The organism is Acidiphilium cryptum JF-5 (assembly GCF_000016725.1).
GTDB lineage: Bacteria > Pseudomonadota > Alphaproteobacteria > Acetobacterales > Acetobacteraceae > Acidiphilium > Acidiphilium multivorum.
Map to the genome: position 1 here is coordinate 1,114,861 of NC_009484.1, position 15,158 is coordinate 1,130,018.

Annotated in this window: 13 protein-coding genes; 10 read left to right on the plus strand and 3 right to left on the minus strand. The window is 71.8% G+C overall.

Translation table 11 applies throughout. The features are described from left to right. Window positions 1-52: 52 nt before the first annotated feature. Window positions 53-1,609, minus strand: coding sequence for a choline-sulfatase (gene betC, locus ACRY_RS07475; protein ID WP_011941921.1), 1,557 nt, complete (start codon window positions 1,607-1,609; stop codon window positions 53-55). A 99-nt stretch (window positions 1,610-1,708) separates the two neighbouring features. On the opposite strand from betC, the gene ACRY_RS07480 reads away from it, so the two are divergent. Further along, window positions 1,709-2,647 carry a LysR substrate-binding domain-containing protein gene (locus tag ACRY_RS07480; protein ID WP_231295372.1) on the plus strand — a complete coding sequence of 313 codons (939 nt, stop codon included), beginning with the start codon at window positions 1,709-1,711 and terminating at the stop codon, window positions 2,645-2,647. Here the strand turns inward: ACRY_RS07480 and ubiG are convergent. Then, window positions 2,616-3,365, minus strand: coding sequence for a bifunctional 2-polyprenyl-6-hydroxyphenol methylase/3-demethylubiquinol 3-O-methyltransferase UbiG (gene ubiG / locus ACRY_RS07485; protein ID WP_007422819.1), 750 nt, complete (start codon window positions 3,363-3,365; stop codon window positions 2,616-2,618). The genes ACRY_RS07480 and ubiG overlap by 32 nt on opposite strands. A 97-nt stretch (window positions 3,366-3,462) precedes the next feature. Here ubiG and ACRY_RS07490 point away from each other — a divergent pair, with 97 nt between their 5' ends. From ACRY_RS07490 to ACRY_RS07530, 9 genes are all read left to right on the plus strand, one after another. After that, entirely contained in the window at window positions 3,463-4,680 is a 1,218-nt protein-coding gene (locus ACRY_RS07490) for an aspartate kinase (RefSeq protein ID WP_011941923.1), read from the plus strand. Beyond that, a complete protein-coding gene (locus ACRY_RS07495) occupies window positions 4,677-5,714 on the plus strand; it encodes an NAD(P)H-dependent flavin oxidoreductase (RefSeq protein ID WP_007422817.1) in 1,038 nt (345 codons plus the stop codon). Before ACRY_RS07490 ends, ACRY_RS07495 begins: the two co-directional genes overlap by 4 nt. After that, the gene (gene ptsP / locus ACRY_RS07500) at window positions 5,692-7,959 is read left to right on the plus strand and encodes a phosphoenolpyruvate--protein phosphotransferase (RefSeq protein WP_011941924.1); all 2,268 of its coding nucleotides are present in this window, start codon (window positions 5,692-5,694) and stop codon (window positions 7,957-7,959) included. The genes ACRY_RS07495 and ptsP overlap by 23 nt, the downstream gene beginning before the upstream one ends. A gap of 120 nt (window positions 7,960-8,079) precedes the next feature. Beyond that, on the plus strand, window positions 8,080-9,390 hold the full coding sequence (locus ACRY_RS07505) for a helix-turn-helix domain-containing protein (RefSeq protein WP_011941925.1): 1,311 nt from the start codon (window positions 8,080-8,082) through the stop codon (window positions 9,388-9,390). Between the two features lie 22 nt (window positions 9,391-9,412). Then, a complete protein-coding gene (gene ispG, locus ACRY_RS07510; protein WP_011941926.1) occupies window positions 9,413-10,537 on the plus strand; it encodes a flavodoxin-dependent (E)-4-hydroxy-3-methylbut-2-enyl-diphosphate synthase in 1,125 nt (374 codons plus the stop codon). 83 nt (window positions 10,538-10,620) lie between these two features. Then, window positions 10,621-11,856, plus strand: coding sequence for a histidine--tRNA ligase (gene hisS, locus ACRY_RS07515; protein WP_011941927.1), 1,236 nt, complete (start codon window positions 10,621-10,623; stop codon window positions 11,854-11,856). Window positions 11,857-11,868: 12 nt separating this feature from the next. Then, window positions 11,869-12,927 (plus strand): peptide chain release factor 1, encoded by a 1,059-nt coding sequence (prfA, locus tag ACRY_RS07520; RefSeq protein WP_011941928.1) that lies wholly within the window; start codon window positions 11,869-11,871, stop codon window positions 12,925-12,927. Continuing rightward, the gene (gene prmC, locus ACRY_RS07525; protein WP_011941929.1) at window positions 12,924-13,766 is read left to right on the plus strand and encodes a peptide chain release factor N(5)-glutamine methyltransferase; all 843 of its coding nucleotides are present in this window, start codon (window positions 12,924-12,926) and stop codon (window positions 13,764-13,766) included. Before prfA ends, prmC begins: the two co-directional genes overlap by 4 nt. A gap of 240 nt (window positions 13,767-14,006) precedes the next feature. Further along, window positions 14,007-14,438: a DUF4167 domain-containing protein gene (locus tag ACRY_RS07530; protein WP_011941930.1), complete on the plus strand. Its 432-nt coding sequence runs from the start codon at window positions 14,007-14,009 to the stop codon at window positions 14,436-14,438. Between the two features lie 30 nt (window positions 14,439-14,468). Here the strand turns inward: ACRY_RS07530 and ACRY_RS07535 are convergent, their stop codons facing one another. Then, on the minus strand, window positions 14,469-15,158 hold the full coding sequence (locus tag ACRY_RS07535) for a tyrosine-protein phosphatase (RefSeq protein ID WP_007423792.1): 690 nt from the start codon (window positions 15,156-15,158) through the stop codon (window positions 14,469-14,471).

Consider the following 15,158-nt stretch of genomic DNA (forward strand, 5'->3'; position numbering starts at 1 on the left):
ATCGCGATACGGAAATCATGCATCCCGCATCGCGCCGCATCGCGCCGGCGGGTCAGTCCCCCGCCGGCCGGGGAAACCGCGCCCGCTTCTCGAGGTCGCCGAGCCGCATGTGGTTGCGCATGTACTGTTCCGAGGCATCGACGAAGGGCTGGAAATCCCACGACTTCCGCCGCCCCTGCCGCAGCGCCGCGTCGATGAAGCGCCGCCGCGCCTGGCTCGCCAGCACCGCGCGATGCACCGCGTCGAGGTCCCAGCGCGCCGCCACCTCGGCGCGGAACGCGGCCACCAGCGCCGCGTGCTCCGGCGCCGCCGCGAGGTTCGCCCGCTCGTCCGGATCGGCCTCGAGGTCGAAGAGCTGGTCCGGATCGGCCGGGCAATGGATGAACTTGTGCCGCCCGCGCCGGATCATCACGATCGGCGCGATCGCCCCCTCGGCGAGATATTCGCCGAACGCGCCGTCATGCCCGCCGCGCCCTTCGAGATGGCCGAGCAGCGAGGTCCCGTCGCAGGCGAGCCCCGCCGGGATCCTCCCGCCGCCGAGCCCGACCAGCGTCGGCAGCATGTCGACCGAGGACACCGCCGCCCCCACCCGCGCCGGCGCGAACCGCCCCGGCGCATGCACGATCAGCGGAATCCGGCACGCGTCCTCGAAGAAGCTCATCTTGTACCAGAGCCCGTGCTCGCCGAGCAGCTCGCCGTGATCGGCGGTCATCACCGTCACCGTCCGCGCCGCGAGCCCGCACGCCTCGACCGTCTCGCGCAGCCGGCCGAGCTGGCGGTCGACGAAGGAGATCGCCGCGTAATAGGCGTGCCGCGCGTTGCGCACCTGCGCCTCGGTCACCGGCTCGTTGTCCATGTTCGACACGTGGCGCAGCCGCAGCGAATGCGGGTCCATCGAAGCCGGCGCCGTCCGCACCCGCGGCATGTCGATCGCGTCGTGGTCGTAGAGGTTCCAGTATTCCTCCGTCATCGCGAAGGGATCGTGCGGATGCGTCAGCGACACCACCATGCAGAACGGCCGCCCGTCGTCATCGCGCGCGAGGTCGAACAGCTTCTGCCGCGCCGCGAACACCACCTCGTCGTCATAGTCCATCTGGTTGGTCCGCACGCACAGCCCCGCCTCGCGCACCGAGCTCATGTCGTGGTACCAGCTCGGCCGCGTCGCGAAATCGGTCCAGTCCGGCGTCCAGCCGAAATCGGCCGGGTAGATGTCGGTGGTCAGCCGCTCCTCGAATCCGTGCATCTGGTCCGGCCCGCAGAAATGCATCTTGCCGGACAGGATCGTGCGGTATCCGGCGGCGCGCATGTGGTGCGCGAAGCTCGGCAGCATCGCCGGAAACTCGGCCGCGTTGTCGAAGGCGCCGATCGCCGAGGGCAGCTGCCCGCTCATGAACACGTAGCGCGAGGGGCCGCAGAGCGGGCTGTTGCAATAGGCGTTGTCGAACACCACCCCGCCGGCGGCGAGCGCGTCGATATTGGGCGTCAGCGCGACCTGGTTGCCATAGGCCGGCAGCGCCCGCGCGCCGAGCTGGTCGGCCATCACGATCAGGATATTGGGCCGCCCGTCCGCCGCCTTGTCTGCTCCGTTGCCATCAACCCCAGGCATCATCTCTCGCCATCTCCCCTTGCGTCCAATATCGATCCGGCGGCACGCTGCCTTGAAACCGGGCCCGCTTGAAGACCGAATCGATGAATGGAACCCATCAGCATGGCTAATGGCAACTGGCGCGCCGCGCTGCCCGCCCTCGCGGTGTTCGAGGCGGCGGCCCGGCATCTCAATTTCAGCCGCGCCGCCCGCGAGCTCGGCGCCACCCAGCCCGCGGTCAGCCACCAGGTCGGCTGGCTCGAGGCGCATCTCGGCTGCCGCCTGTTCCACCGCCGCCATCGCGGCGTCAGCCTGACGCCGGAGGGGCAGATCCTGTTCGAGGCGGCGGCGGCCACGCGCGCCGCGGTCGAGCGCGCGCGGGACGACATCCGCGCCCTGTCCGGCCAGCGCCCGCTGACCGTCGCCACCGATTACGGCTTCGCCGGCGATTGGCTGATCCCCCGCCTCGGCGCCTTCGCCGCCGCCGCCCCGGCGACCGAGCTGCGCATCGTCGCCTCGCAATTCCTCGCCGACCCGCTGGCCGACCCCGCCGATGTCGCGATCCTGATGGGAACCGGCGCCTGGCCGGGCCGGGCCGCGCACCTGCTGTTCCGCGAAACCGTCTCGGCGGTGGCGAGCCCCGCCCTATTGCGTGTTCCCGCCGGCCCGGCGGACCTCGCCCGGATGCGCCTGCTGCATCTCGAACCCCGCCACCCGGCGCCCTGGCTCACCTGGCGCGGCTGGTTCGCCGCCCACGGCATCGACCGCCCGCCCCGCCCGGGCGACGCCACGTTCGACACCTATTCCCTGGTCCAGCAGGCGGCGATCGCCGGCCAGGGCATCGCCCTCGGCTGGCACCCGCTGATCGCCGGCGCGCTGGAAACCGGCCGCCTCGCCTGCGCCGCCGCCCCGCCGGTCACCACCGGCCTCGGCTATTACCTGCTGGAAAACCCGGCCCGCCGCCCGCCCGGCCTCGCCGCCTTCCGCGACTGGCTGCTCGCCGCCTGCCGCGACTCCGAAGCGGCCGGCCTCAGCCCGCCACCGCCATCGCGATGTAGTTGATCCGCGTATCCCGGGCGATGCGGAATCCGCCCGCCAGCGGCGCCGGCACCATCCCCGCCGTCGCCGCCAGCCGCAGCCCGGCGGCGCGGCACATCGCGGCCAGCTCCCCCGGCGTGACGAATTTCCGCCAGTCATGCGTGCCGGGCGGCGCCAGGCCCAGCACATACTCCGCCGCGTATTTTGCAAAAACAATCGATTGCGGCGTTCTGTTCAGTGTTGAGATGAACAGCAACCCGCCCGGCTTCAGCAGCCCCGCCAGCGTGTCGAGAAACCCCTGCGGGTCCGGCACGTGCTCGATCACCTCCAGCGCCGTCACCACGTCGAACCGCGCGCCGGCTTCGGCCAGCGCGTCCGCCGTGGTCGCGCGGTAGTCGATCCCGAGTCCCTGCGCCTCGGCATGCGCCCGCGCCGCGGCGATCGCCTCGCCCGCGGCGTCGATCGCCGTCACCCTGCATCCGGCGCGGGTCAGGCTTTCCGCCAGCAGCCCCGCGCCGCAGCCGACATCGAGCACCGCCACCCCCGCCGCGCCGCCGCGCGCCGCGGCGACATGGTCGAGGATCCACCGGCTGCGCGCCGGATTCATCGCGTGCAGCGCGCGCATCGGCCCGTGCCGGTCCCACCAGCGCGCCGCCAGCGCGTCGAATTTCCGCACCTCCGCCGCGTCCGCCCGTCCGGCGCCCTGCCCGTCATCCATGCTCACGTCCTCTTCCGCCCGCATTGCCCTTCTCCCTGCCGCTCGCTATGTGAGCCTGCCGGGAGACGGCAGCAAGCGCCGCTCCCGCGTCGATACCAGTTTCACGGCAAGATCGGATCACATGGCGCGCATCGTGATGAAATTCGGCGGCACATCGGTCGCCGATCTGGACCGGATTCGCAACGTCGCCGCGCGCGTCAAGCGCGTGGTGGACGAGGGGCACGAGGTCGCGGTCGTCACCTCGGCGATGGCCGGCGCCACCAACCAGCTCGTCGCCTGGTGCCAGGAGCTTTCCCCGCTCTACGACGCGCGGGAATACGACACGGTGGTCGCCACCGGCGAGCAGGTCACCATCGGCCTGCTCGCCGTCGCGCTGCAGACCATCGGCGTCGATGCCCGCTCCTGGACCGGCTGGCAGATCCCCATCCGCACCGACGGCCAGCACGGCAAGGCGCGGATCGACGCGATCGACGGCGCCGAGCTGATCCGCCGCATGCAGATGGGCCAGGTCCCGGTGATCGCCGGCTTCCAGGGCATCGGGCCGGACAACCGCGTCACCACCCTCGGCCGCGGCGGGTCGGACACCTCGGCCGTCGCCGTCGCCGCCGCGGTGAAGGCCGACCGCTGCGACATCTACACCGATGTCGACGGCGTCTACACCACCGACCCGCGCATCGTCCCCAAGGCGCGCAAGCTGCCCGCCATCGCCTATGAGGAGATGTTGGAACTCGCCTCGGTTGGTGCGAAGGTATTACAGACCCGCTCCGTCGAACTCGCGATGAAGGAGCGTGTGCGGGTGCAGGTTCTCTCCAGCTTCACGGATGCGCCGGGAACGCTGGTCGTTGATGAGGATGAAATCGTGGAACAGGAAATCGTCGCCGGCATCGCCTATTCGCGGGACGAGGCCAAGGTCACCGTCCGCCGCGTGCCCGACCGCCCCGGCGTCGCCGCCTCGGTGTTCGGCCCGCTCGCCGAGGCCGGCATCAATGTCGACATGATCGTGCAGAACGTCTCCGCCGACGGCACCACGGACATGACCTTCACCCTCAACAAGACCGAGCTGCCCCGCGCCCGCCTCGTGCTCGACGAGAAGCGCGACGAGATCGGCTTCGCCGAACTCGCGACCGACCCCGACGTCGCCAAGATCTCCGTCGTCGGCGTCGGCATGCGCAGCCATGCGGGCGTCGCCGGCACCATGTTCCGCTCGCTCGCCGCCCGCGGCATCAACATCCAGGTGATCTCCACCAGCGAGATCAAGGTCAGCGTGCTGATCGACGCCGAATACACCGAGCTCGCCGTCCGCGCCCTGCACACCGCCTACGGGCTGGACGTCGCATGAGCGCGCTCGATCCGCTCTGGGCCCGCGGCCGCGCCTTCCTCGGCACCGAGACCGCGATCATGGGCGGCGCCATGAGCTGGGTCAGCGAGCGCCACCTCGTCTCCGCCATCTCCAATGCCGGCGGCTTCGGCGTCATTGCCTGCGGCTCGATGACCCCCGAACTGCTCGATGCCGAGATCGCCGCGACCAAGGCGCTCACCACGAAGCCCTTCGGCGTCAACCTGATCACCATGCACCCGCAGCTGCTGGAGCTGATCGCGGTCTGCGTCCGCCACGGCGTGGGCCATGTCGTCCTCGCCGGCGGCCTGCCCTCCGCCGCCGCGGTCCGCGCGGTGAAGGAGGGCGGCGCGAAGCTCGTCTGCTTCGCCCCCGCCCTGGTGCTCGCCAAGCGGCTCATCCGCAGCGGCGCCGACGCCCTGGTGATCGAGGGCTCCGAGGCCGGCGGCCATATCGGCCCGGTCTCGCTGGCCGTGCTGGCGCAGGAAATCCTGCCCGTCATCACCGAGGTCCCGGTCTTCGTCGCCGGCGGCATCGGCCGCGGCGAGGCGATCCTCGCCTTCCTCGAAATGGGCGCCGCCGGCGTGCAGCTCGGCACCCGCTTCGCCGCCTCCGCCGAGAGCATCGCCCACCCCAATTTCAAGGCCGCCTTCCTGAAGGCGAACGCGCGAGACGCGATTCCCTCGGTCCAGCTCGACGCCCGCTTCCCGGTCATCCCGGTGCGCGGCCTCGCCAATGCCGGCACCGCCCGCTTCGTCGAGCACCAGGCCGAGACCATCCGCCGCTTCCAGGCCGGCGAGCTCGACAAGGAGCAGGCCCAGCTCTCGATCGAGCATTTCTGGGCCGGCGCCCTCCGCCGCGCGGTGATCGAGGGCGATGTCGAGCAGGGCTCGGTGATGGCCGGCCAGTCGGTCGGCATGGTCACCGCGATCCAGCCGGTGGCCGAGATCATCGCCGAACTCATCGCCCAGGCCGACGCCGCCTTCGCCGCGCGCGCCACCGTCCGCCAGCCGGATGCCTCGATCGAAGCGGCCTAAGGGCGCGCCCCGCCCGCGCACCATCCCGCTCGCCGCCTCGCGGCGGCTGTTCGCGAAGCTGCGCGAACGGCTGAGCGCCGGCAATTCCAGCCTAGCCGAGCTGGTCGAGCTGATCGCCGCCGAACTCGCGGTCGAGGTCTGCTCGGTCTATGTCGCCCGCGCCGGCGAAATGCTCGAACTCGCCGCCACCCACGGGCTGCGCATCGCCGCGGTCGGCCACACGCGGGTGCGGGTGGGCGAGGGCATCATCGGCCTCGCCGCCGCCAAGGGCGAGGCGCTCAACCTGCCGGACGCGCAGAACCACCCCGAATTCGCCTACCGCCCCGAAACCGGCGAGGAGCGCTACGCCTCGATGCTCGCGGTGCCGATCCGCCGCGCCGGCCGCACCCTCGGCGTCATCGCGGTGCAGAATTCCGAGCCCCGCGTCTACACCCCGCTCGAGGTCGAGACGATCTCGACCATCGCCATGCTGATCGGCGAGATCCTCGCCAGCCAGGGTGCGGCCGACATCGCCGCCGCCGGCTTCGGCGACGCGCTGGCCCGGCGCTATTCCGGCCATCCGCTCGCCCCCGGCATCGTCCGCGGCACCGCCCTGCCCTTCGGCCGCTCGCCCGGCCCGCGCCACGTCCTCGCGGAAGACACCGCGGCCGAGCTCGTCCGCCTCGACCAGGCGATGGCCGACGCCGAAACCTCGCTCGACAGCCTGGTCTCCGAGCACCTGCCCACCGGCCACGCCACCCGCGAGGTGCTGGAGGCCTATCGCCTGATCTCCCAGGGCACCGGCTGGCTCGAGCGCGTCCGCGCCGCGATCAATGACGGCCTGACCGCCGAGGCCGCGGTCGACCAGGTCGGCAGCGAGCTGCGCCGGCGCATGCGCAAGGTGGCCGACCCCTATCTGCGCGAGCGCGTCGCCGATATCGAGGACATGATCGAGCGCATGCTCGCCGCCCTCGGCGCCGGCACCGCGAAGCCGGAGGATGCGCGCGGCATGGTCCTGGTCTGCCGCCGCCTCGGCCCCGCCGAACTGCTCGACTGGCACCAGCGCGGCATCGCCGGCGTCGCGATCGAGGAGGCCAGCACCGGCGGCCACGCCGCGATCCTCGCCCGCGCGCTGGAAATCCCCGCCATCGCCGTCGAGGCCGGCGCGACCGAGGCCGCCCGCCAGGGCGATCCCGTCCTGCTCGACGCCGAATCCGGCGCCCTCATCCTCCGCCCCGACCCCGAGGTCACCGCGCTGTATGACCGCGCCCTCGCCGCCCGCGGCGCCCGCGCCGCCGAGCTCGCCGTCTTCCGCGACCGTCCGGCCCGCACCCGGGACGGCACCGAGGTCACGCTGATGCTCAATGTCGGCCTCGCCTTCGAGATCGACCAGCTCACCCGCACCGGCGCCGAGGGCATCGGCCTCTACCGCACCGAGATCGCCGCTCTCGCCGCCGCCCGCGTCCCCGGCGTCGCCGCCCAGGCGGCCGAGTACCGCCGCGTCCTCCAGCGCGCCGACGGCAAGCGCGTCGTCTTCCGCACCCTCGATCTCGGCGCCGACAAGCTCCTCCCCGGCGAGGCCGACGACCAGGTGGAAAACCCGGCGATGGGCTGGCGCTCGCTGCGCGTCGGGCTCGACCGTCCGGCCATCCTGCGCAAGCAGCTCCGCGCCCTGCTGATGGGCGCGGCCGGACTCGATCTCTCGGTGATGTTCCCGATGGTGGCGACGGTCGCCGAATTCCGCGCCGCGCGCGACCTGCTCGAGGCCGAGGCCGCCCGGCTCGACGAGATGCCGAACCGCATCGAGATCGGCACGATGCTCGAAGTGCCCTCGCTGCTGTTCCAGCTCCCCGGCCTGCTCGCCGAGGCCGATTTCGTCTCCCTCGGCACCAACGACCTGATGCAGTTCCTCTTCGCCGCCGATCGCGGCACGCCGAAGCTCGCCGGCCGTTACGACGTGCTCTCCGCCCCGGTGCTCGAACTGATCGAGGGTCTCGCCGCCGCCTGCGCCGAGGAGGAGGTCGGTTTCTCGATCTGCGGCGAGTCCGCCGGCCGCCCGCTCGATGCCCTGGTCTTCGCCGCCATCGGGGTCGACACGCTGTCGATGTCCGGCGCCTCGATCCTGCCGGTCAAGGCGCTGTTCGCCGAGGCCGACCTCGCCGCCCTGCGCCCGGTGCTGCGCGAACTCCGCCGCGCCGGCGCCGCCGGCAGCTCGCTGCGCGAGCCGCTCACCGCCTGGGCGCGGGAGCACGGTTTGCCGATCTAGCCCGAACGCGCTACAGGGGGCATATCGCATCCGATACCGTACGGGACAGGCGGGCACCGGTGGCGCTCCGGTGCGATCCCGGCGCGGCGTGACCCGACCCTAACCGTTCCACGAGCTTTCATGGGTACTATGAACGGCGACCACGATTTCGACCTGACCATCCCCGCCCCCCATGCGACGGTTTCCCGGGGTCCCGCGAGTGTCGGCGCCGAATTGCGCGCCGTCCGCGAGCGGCTCGGCTGGAAACTGCCGGACATCGCCGCGCGGCTGAAGATCCGGCGGGTCTTCCTCGAAGCCATCGAGGCCGGCAACCTCGCCGCCCTGCCGGCGCCGACCTATGCCGCCGGGTTCATCCGCTCCTATGCCGAGGCGATGGGGCTCGACCCCGAGGAAATCCTCCGCCGCTTCCGCGCCGAGGGCATGACCCGCCCGCGCCAGCCGGACCTCGCCTTTCCCCAGCCGGTGCCGGACCGCGCGGTGCCGCCCGGCGCCGTGCTCTTCGTCGTCGCGGTCATCGGCATCGCCGGCTATTTCCTCTGGTACCGCCATTCCGAGCACGAGCTGAAAATGGCGCGGATGGTCCCCGCGGTGCCGGCCAAGCTCGCGCCGCTCGCCGTCCCCAAATCCCCGCCCGCGCCCAAGGCCGCTGCCGCGCCCGCGGCACCGCCCGCGAGCAGCGGCGCCACGCCCGACCAGCTCGCCGCGAACGGTACCGCCGCCCCGGCCGCATCCGCGTCCGGCCCCTCCACATCGGGCCCGTCCACATCAAGCCAGACCGCGTCGGACCAGACCGCGTCGGGCCAGTCCGCATCGGGCGAGACCACGTCCGGCGCATCCGCGTCCGGCACGTCCGCCGCCGGCCAGTCCGCGCCTGCGGCCGCCACGCCGGACCAGACCGCGTCCTCCGCCAACGCGCCGGCCTCCCAGGCCGCCGGCGGCGCCGCGTCCGGCACCGCCAGCGGCGGATCGGGCGGGTCGACAACCGCCATGTCATCGTCCGCCTCGGCATCTTCGGCCACGTCATCGTCCGGCGCGTCATCGGCCTCCGGCGGCGCCACGCCCGGATCGGCGATCCCGGCGCCGGCCACCTCGGCCTCCGGCACGGGCGCCGGCACGGCGACCGCCGCCACCGCGATCGCCGGCGCCAACCCGCTGGTCATCAGCGCCAGCGCCGATAGCTGGGTCCAGGTCCGCGGCCCGCACGGCACCATCCTGTTCAGCCGCGTGCTGAAGGCCGGCCAGTCCTGGCCGGTGCCGAACGAGCCGGGCCTGACCCTGACCACCGGCAATGCGGGCGGCACAGAGCTGGTCCGCAACGGCGCCGCCGGCTCCCCCCTCGGAAAGCCGGGCGTGGTTCTCCACAATATACCACTGACGCCGCCGGCCTCCGGCAGCGCCACCGCCCCCTCCGGCGCCTCCACCGCGCAGTAACCCCTCCACGGAAGCGAGCCCGATGAATTACCGCGAATACCAGCAGATCGTCCGCCGCAAGTCGCGGCAGATCAGCGTCGGCCCGGTCAAGGTCGGCGGCGACGCGCCGATCACCGTGCAGACCATGACCAACACGCCGACCGACGATGTCGCCGCCACGGTGGCGCAGATCCACCGCGCCGAGCGCGCCGGGGTCGACATCGTCCGCGTCTCCTGCCCGGACGAGGCGGCCACCGCCGCCCTCGCCGACATCGTGCGCCAGGTGAACGTCCCCATCGTCGCCGACATCCATTTCCACTACCGCCGCGCGATCGAGGCGGCGAAGGCCGGCGCCGCCTGCCTGCGCATCAACCCCGGCAATATCGGCAGCGCCGAGCGCGTGCGCGAGGTCGTCGCCGCCGCCCGCGACCACGGCTGCTCCATCCGCATCGGCGTCAACGCCGGCTCGCTGGAGAAGCACCTGCTCGAGAAATACGGCGAGCCGAACCCCGACGCCCTGGTCGAATCCGCCCTCGAACACGCGAAGATCCTGCAGGATCACGACTTCCACGAATTCAAGATCAGCGTGAAGGCGTCCGACGTGTTCATGGCCGTCGCCGCCTACCAGCAGCTCGCCGAGGTCTGCGACCACCCGCTCCACATCGGCATCACCGAGGCCGGCGGGCGGCGCACCGGCACGGTCAAATCCTCGATCGGCCTGGGCTCGCTGCTTTGGGCCGGCATCGGCGACACGATGCGCGTCTCCCTCTCCGCCGAGCCGGAGGAAGAGGTCGCCGTCGGCTGGGACATCCTGAAGTCGCTCGGCATCCGCCATCGCGGCGTGCGTGTCATCTCCTGCCCCTCCTGCGCCCGCCAGGGCTTCAACGTGATCGACACGGTGGCCCAGCTCGAAGACCGCCTCGCCCATATCGAGGAGCCGATCACCCTCTCCATCATCGGCTGCGTGGTCAACGGGCCGGGCGAGGCGCTGATGACCGATCTCGGCGTCACCGGCGGCGGCAACGGCCGCCACATGGTCTACGCCGCCGGCAAGACCGACCACACGATCGAGGGGGCGGCGATGATCGACCATGTCGTCGAGCTGGTCGAACAGCGCGCCGCCCGCCTGCGCGAGGAAAAGGCGGCGGCGAAGCAGGCGGCGGAATAGCCCGCCCGCGCGCCGCGGACTGTTCAGCGGCGGCGATTTCCGGCAAACCACCGGCAATCTCCGCTGTCTGAAGGATCTCCGCCTTGACCAAGCCCCAACCCGTGCGCGGCACCCAGGACATCATCGGCGAGGACGCGCGCCGGCATCACCACGTGGTCGAGACCGCCCGCCGCGTCGCCGGCCTCTACGGCGCCGCCGAATGGGCCACGCCGGTCTTCGAGCTCACCTCCGTCTTCGCCCGCAATCTCGGCGAAACCTCGGACGTGGTGACCAAGGAGATGTACACCTTCGAGGACCGCTCCGGCGAATCCGTCACGCTCCGCCCCGAGGGCACCGCCGGCGTCTGCCGCGCCCTGGTCTCCAACGGCCTCACCCAGACCCTGCCGCAGAAAATCTTCTACCAGGGCCCGATGTTCCGCTACGAGCGCCCGCAGAAGGGCCGCTACCGCCAGTTCCACCAGATCGGCCTCGAGATCATCGGCGCCGCCGAACCGCTGGCCGACGCCGAGGCGATCGCCTGCGGCCAGCAGATCCTCGACGAGCTCGGCGTCGGCGCCAGCATCACCCTGCACATCAACACGCTGGGCGACCGCGACAGCCGCGACGCCTACCGCACCGCCCTGGTCGACTATCTCTCCCGCTACGAATCCGAGCTTTCCGACGAGAGCAAGGTCCGCCTGGTCAAGAACCCGCTGCGCATCCTCGACACCAAGGATGCGAACGACATCCGCCTCCTCGCCGAGGCCCCGCGGATCTACGACCACCTGAACCCCGCCTCCGCCGCGTTCTACGACGGTCTGAAGGCCGCGCTTTCCGCCTTCGGCATCGCCTTCGTCGAGAACCCGCGCATCGTCCGCGGCTTCGACTACTACAACCACACCGCCTTCGAATTCGTCTCCACCGCCCTCGGCGCGCAGGGCACCGTGCTCGGCGGCGGCCGCTACGACCAGCTGGTCGAGCAGATGGGCGGCCCGCCCACCCCCGGCGTCGGCTGGGCGGCGGGCATCGAGCGCCTCGCCATGCTGCTGGCCGCAACCCCCGCCACGCCGCGCCCCGTCGCCGTCATCCCGATGGGCGAGGCCGAGCAGACCGCCGCGATCGAGATCCTCGCCACCCTCCGCCGCGCCGGCATCGCCGCCGAGGCCGCCTATCGCGGCAACCTGAAGAAGCGTCTCGAACGCGCCAACCGCATCAACGCCCGCGCCGCCGTGCTGATCGGCGCGGACGAACTCGCCCGCGGCGCCGTCACGCTCAAGACCCTCGACGACGGCGCCCAGCGCGAACTCCCCCGCGCCGAGCTTCTCGCCGCCCTCGGATGACCCGCTGACGCGATGACCCTGGAGCAGAAACTCGACCGTATCGTCCTCCGCGCCGAGGAGCTGCGCGCGATGCTCGCCGCCGGGGTCGATGGCGAGCGCTTCGTCGCCGCCTCGCGGGAGCTGGCCGAGATCGAGCCGGTCGAGCAGCAGATCCTCCTGCTCCGCGCCGCCGAGCGCGCCCGCGACGAGGCCGAGGCCGCCCGCGCCGATCCCGAGCTGCGCGAACTGGCCGATGCCGAGCTCGATTCCCTGCGCGAGACCCTGCCGCGGCTCGAACACGAGATCCGCCTCGCCCTCCTGCCGCGCGACGCCGCCGACGAACGCCCCGCCATCCTCGAAATCCGCCCCGCCGCCGGCGGCGACGAGGCCGCGCTGTTCGCCGCCGAGCTCTTCGCCGCCTATCGCCGCTACGCCGACCTGCGCGGCTGGCGCTTCGAGATCCTCGACTATACCGAGACCGAGCTCGGCGGCCTGCGCGAGGGCATCGCCGAAATCACCGGCCGCGCCGTCTTCGCCCGCCTCAAGTTCGAAAGCGGCGTCCACCGCGTCCAGCGCGTCCCCGCCACCGAAACCCAGGGCCGCATCCACACCTCCACCGTCACCGTCGCCGTCCTGCCCGAGGCGGAGGACGTCGATGTCGAGGTCAACGAGGCCGATCTCCGGATCGACGTCTTCCGCGCCTCCGGCGCCGGCGGCCAGCACGTCAACAAGACCGAGAGCGCCGTCCGCATCACCCATCTGCCCACCGGCATCGTCGTCGCCATGCAGGAGGAGCGCAGCCAGCACAAGAACCGCGCCAAGGCGATGAAGATCCTGCGCGCCCGGCTCTACGAGCAGACCCGCGCCGCCGCCGCCGCCGGCCGCGCCGCCGACCGCAAGTCCCAGGTCGGCACCGGCGACCGTTCCGAGCGCATCCGCACCTACAATTTCCCGCAAGGCAGGGTCACCGACCACCGGATCAACCTCACCCTGCACAAGATCGACCGCGTCATGCTCGGCGAGTTCGACGAGATCATCGACGCGCTGACCGAGGAAGACCAGGCCGCCCGCCTCGCCGCCGCCGGCGCATGATCCCGACCACCGAGGCCCTGCGCGAACTCGGCCGCATCCTCGCCGCGGGCGGCGTCGAGAACCCGACCCGCGAGGCCCGCCTCATCCTCGCCCACGCGCTCGGCGTCGATCTCGCCGCACTCTGGGCGCTCGACGAGGTCGACCCCGAACCCGCCTTCGCCCTCGCCCGCCGCCGCGCCGCCCGCGAGCCGCTGGCCTACATCACCGGCGCGAAGGGCTTCTGGAGCCTCGACCTCGCCGTCTCGCCCGCCACCCTCATCCCCCGGCCTGACACCGAAACCCTGATCGAGGCCGCGCTGCGCCACCGCCCCGACCGGCGCAAGATCCGCACGATCCTCGATCTCGGCACCGGCACCGGCGCCCTGCTCCTCGCCGCCCTCGCCGAATACCCCGACGCCTTCGGCATCGGGATCGACCGCGTGCCCGCCGCCTGCGCCCTCGCCCGCGCCAACGCCGCCCGCACCGGCCTCGCCGCCCGCGCCGCCTTCTGCTGCGGCGACTGGGCCGACGCCCTCGCCGCCCGTTTCGACCTCATCCTCGCCAACCCGCCCTATATCCCGAGCGCCGACATCCCCGGCCTGATGGCGGAAGTCGCCGCCCACGAGCCCGCCTCCGCGCTCGATGGCGGCGCCGACGGGTTCGACGCCTATCGCCGCATCGTCGCCGATCTGCCCCGCCTGCTCGCCCCCGGCGGCCTCGCCATCCTCGAGGCCGGCATCGGCCAGGCCGCGCCGCTGGCCGCCCTCGCCGCCGCGCACGGGCTGGACGCCACCGCCGAACCCGACCTCGCCGGCATCCCCCGCGCCGTGATCATGGCAGCGCGGGAAAAATATTCGTGAAAAACCATTTGTCGATTCGGCCGAATCAGACTAGATATCCCTTGTATTCGGTGCCCGGCCTCATGCGGCCGGAGCGGCTTGTGTCAGATCGCTTCGTTCTGCGACGCGGTCCCGGTTCCACAAAAGCCGTATCGAAAATCGTTTGAACGACCAAGCCATGAGAGACGCTGCCCGGCTTCGACCAGGGAACCGACGGTCCGGTACGCGCATGGTCGCACTGAAACAGGATTACGCAACTCGATGAACATCAAACGTATGCGCGGGCGCAACAATCGTGGCGGCGGCGGCGGATTCCGCAACTACCAGAGCGGCGGCACCCCCCTCAACCGCAACCACGTCTTCGACAGCAACGGCCCCGAACAGCGGGTCCGCGGCACCGCCCAGCAGCTCTATGACAAGTACCAGCAGCTTGGCCGCGATGCCTCCGGCGCCGGCGACCGGGTCCTCGCCGAGAGCTATTTCCAGCACGCCGAGCATTATTTCCGCATCATTTCCGCGATGAACCAGGCCGCCCAGGCGCCGCACGGCAACGGCCATTCCCGCCGCGGCGATGCCCAGCCCGCCGAGGCGCAGGACGAGGCCGAACTCGTCGAAGCCGCCCCCGGTCTCGGCGAACAGCCGCCGACCGAAGCCCGCGAAATCCCGATCAGCGCCGCCCCGCCGGAGGCCTGACCGCCCGCCCCTGCCCGCGCCGCCGCCCGGTCACTCCCGGGCGAGCAGCCGGTCGTTGACGAACCGCGCGATCCGCCGGCCTGGCCGGTTGCGCGTCTCGCGCGCGTAGCGCTCGCGCAGCGCCTGCTCGCGATAGGCGTCGCGCACCCAGTCCAGAAACGCCATCCCGCCGCCCTCCTCCTCGTACATGTCGAGGAAGGCGTCCAGGATCCCGGTGTTCGACTGCCGTATATGGCCAAAGCGCAGGCTGAGCTGCCGCCGCGCCTCCGCCACGCTGCCGCCCTCGATCAGCACGAACAACGCACTCGCGATCCCCGCCCGGTCGGCGCCGGACTTGCAGTGCACCAGCGCCGGCCGCCGCATCGTGCGGATGATCTCGGCCAGCCGCAGGATGCGGTCGCGATGCGGCGCGCCGCGCGATTCCAGCGCCATGTCGTAGAAATCGAGCCCGAGCCGCCGCGCCGCCTCGCGCGAGAGCGCGTCCGAGCCGTTGCGGCACTCGCCGCGCAGGTTGATCAGCGTGTTGATCCCGACCAGCCGGCGGAATTTCGCCAGCTGGAACGGCACCGGATGGTTCGATCGATACAGCGCGCCCGGCTTCACCGGAGCGAAATTGGTCCAGCCCAGCCGCAGCACGGCATGGTCGACGAACAGCGCGTCGATCCAGGCATTGCGCCGCCCCGCCGGGGTCGACAGGTCGCCGCGATAAATCGTGTCCAT

Coding starts and splice junctions, on each gene's coding strand:
- betC (WP_011941921.1), bottom strand. CDS start 1,609: ATGATGCCTGGGGTTGATGGCAACGGAGCAGACAAGGCGGCGGACGGG.
- ACRY_RS07480 (WP_231295372.1), top strand. CDS start 1,709: ATGGCTAATGGCAACTGGCGCGCCGCGCTGCCCGCCCTCGCGGTGTTC.
- ubiG (WP_007422819.1), bottom strand. CDS start 3,365: ATGCGGGCGGAAGAGGACGTGAGCATGGATGACGGGCAGGGCGCCGGA.
- ACRY_RS07490 (WP_011941923.1), top strand. CDS start 3,463: ATGGCGCGCATCGTGATGAAATTCGGCGGCACATCGGTCGCCGATCTG.
- ACRY_RS07495 (WP_007422817.1), top strand. CDS start 4,677: ATGAGCGCGCTCGATCCGCTCTGGGCCCGCGGCCGCGCCTTCCTCGGC.
- ptsP (WP_011941924.1), top strand. CDS start 5,692: ATGCCTCGATCGAAGCGGCCTAAGGGCGCGCCCCGCCCGCGCACCATC.
- ACRY_RS07505 (WP_011941925.1), top strand. CDS start 8,080: ATGGGTACTATGAACGGCGACCACGATTTCGACCTGACCATCCCCGCC.
- ispG (WP_011941926.1), top strand. CDS start 9,413: ATGAATTACCGCGAATACCAGCAGATCGTCCGCCGCAAGTCGCGGCAG.
- prfA (WP_011941928.1), top strand. CDS start 11,869: ATGACCCTGGAGCAGAAACTCGACCGTATCGTCCTCCGCGCCGAGGAG.
- prmC (WP_011941929.1), top strand. CDS start 12,924: ATGATCCCGACCACCGAGGCCCTGCGCGAACTCGGCCGCATCCTCGCC.
- ACRY_RS07530 (WP_011941930.1), top strand. CDS start 14,007: ATGAACATCAAACGTATGCGCGGGCGCAACAATCGTGGCGGCGGCGGC.
- ACRY_RS07535 (WP_007423792.1), bottom strand. CDS start 15,158: ATGGACACGATTTATCGCGGCGACCTGTCGACCCCGGCGGGGCGGCGC.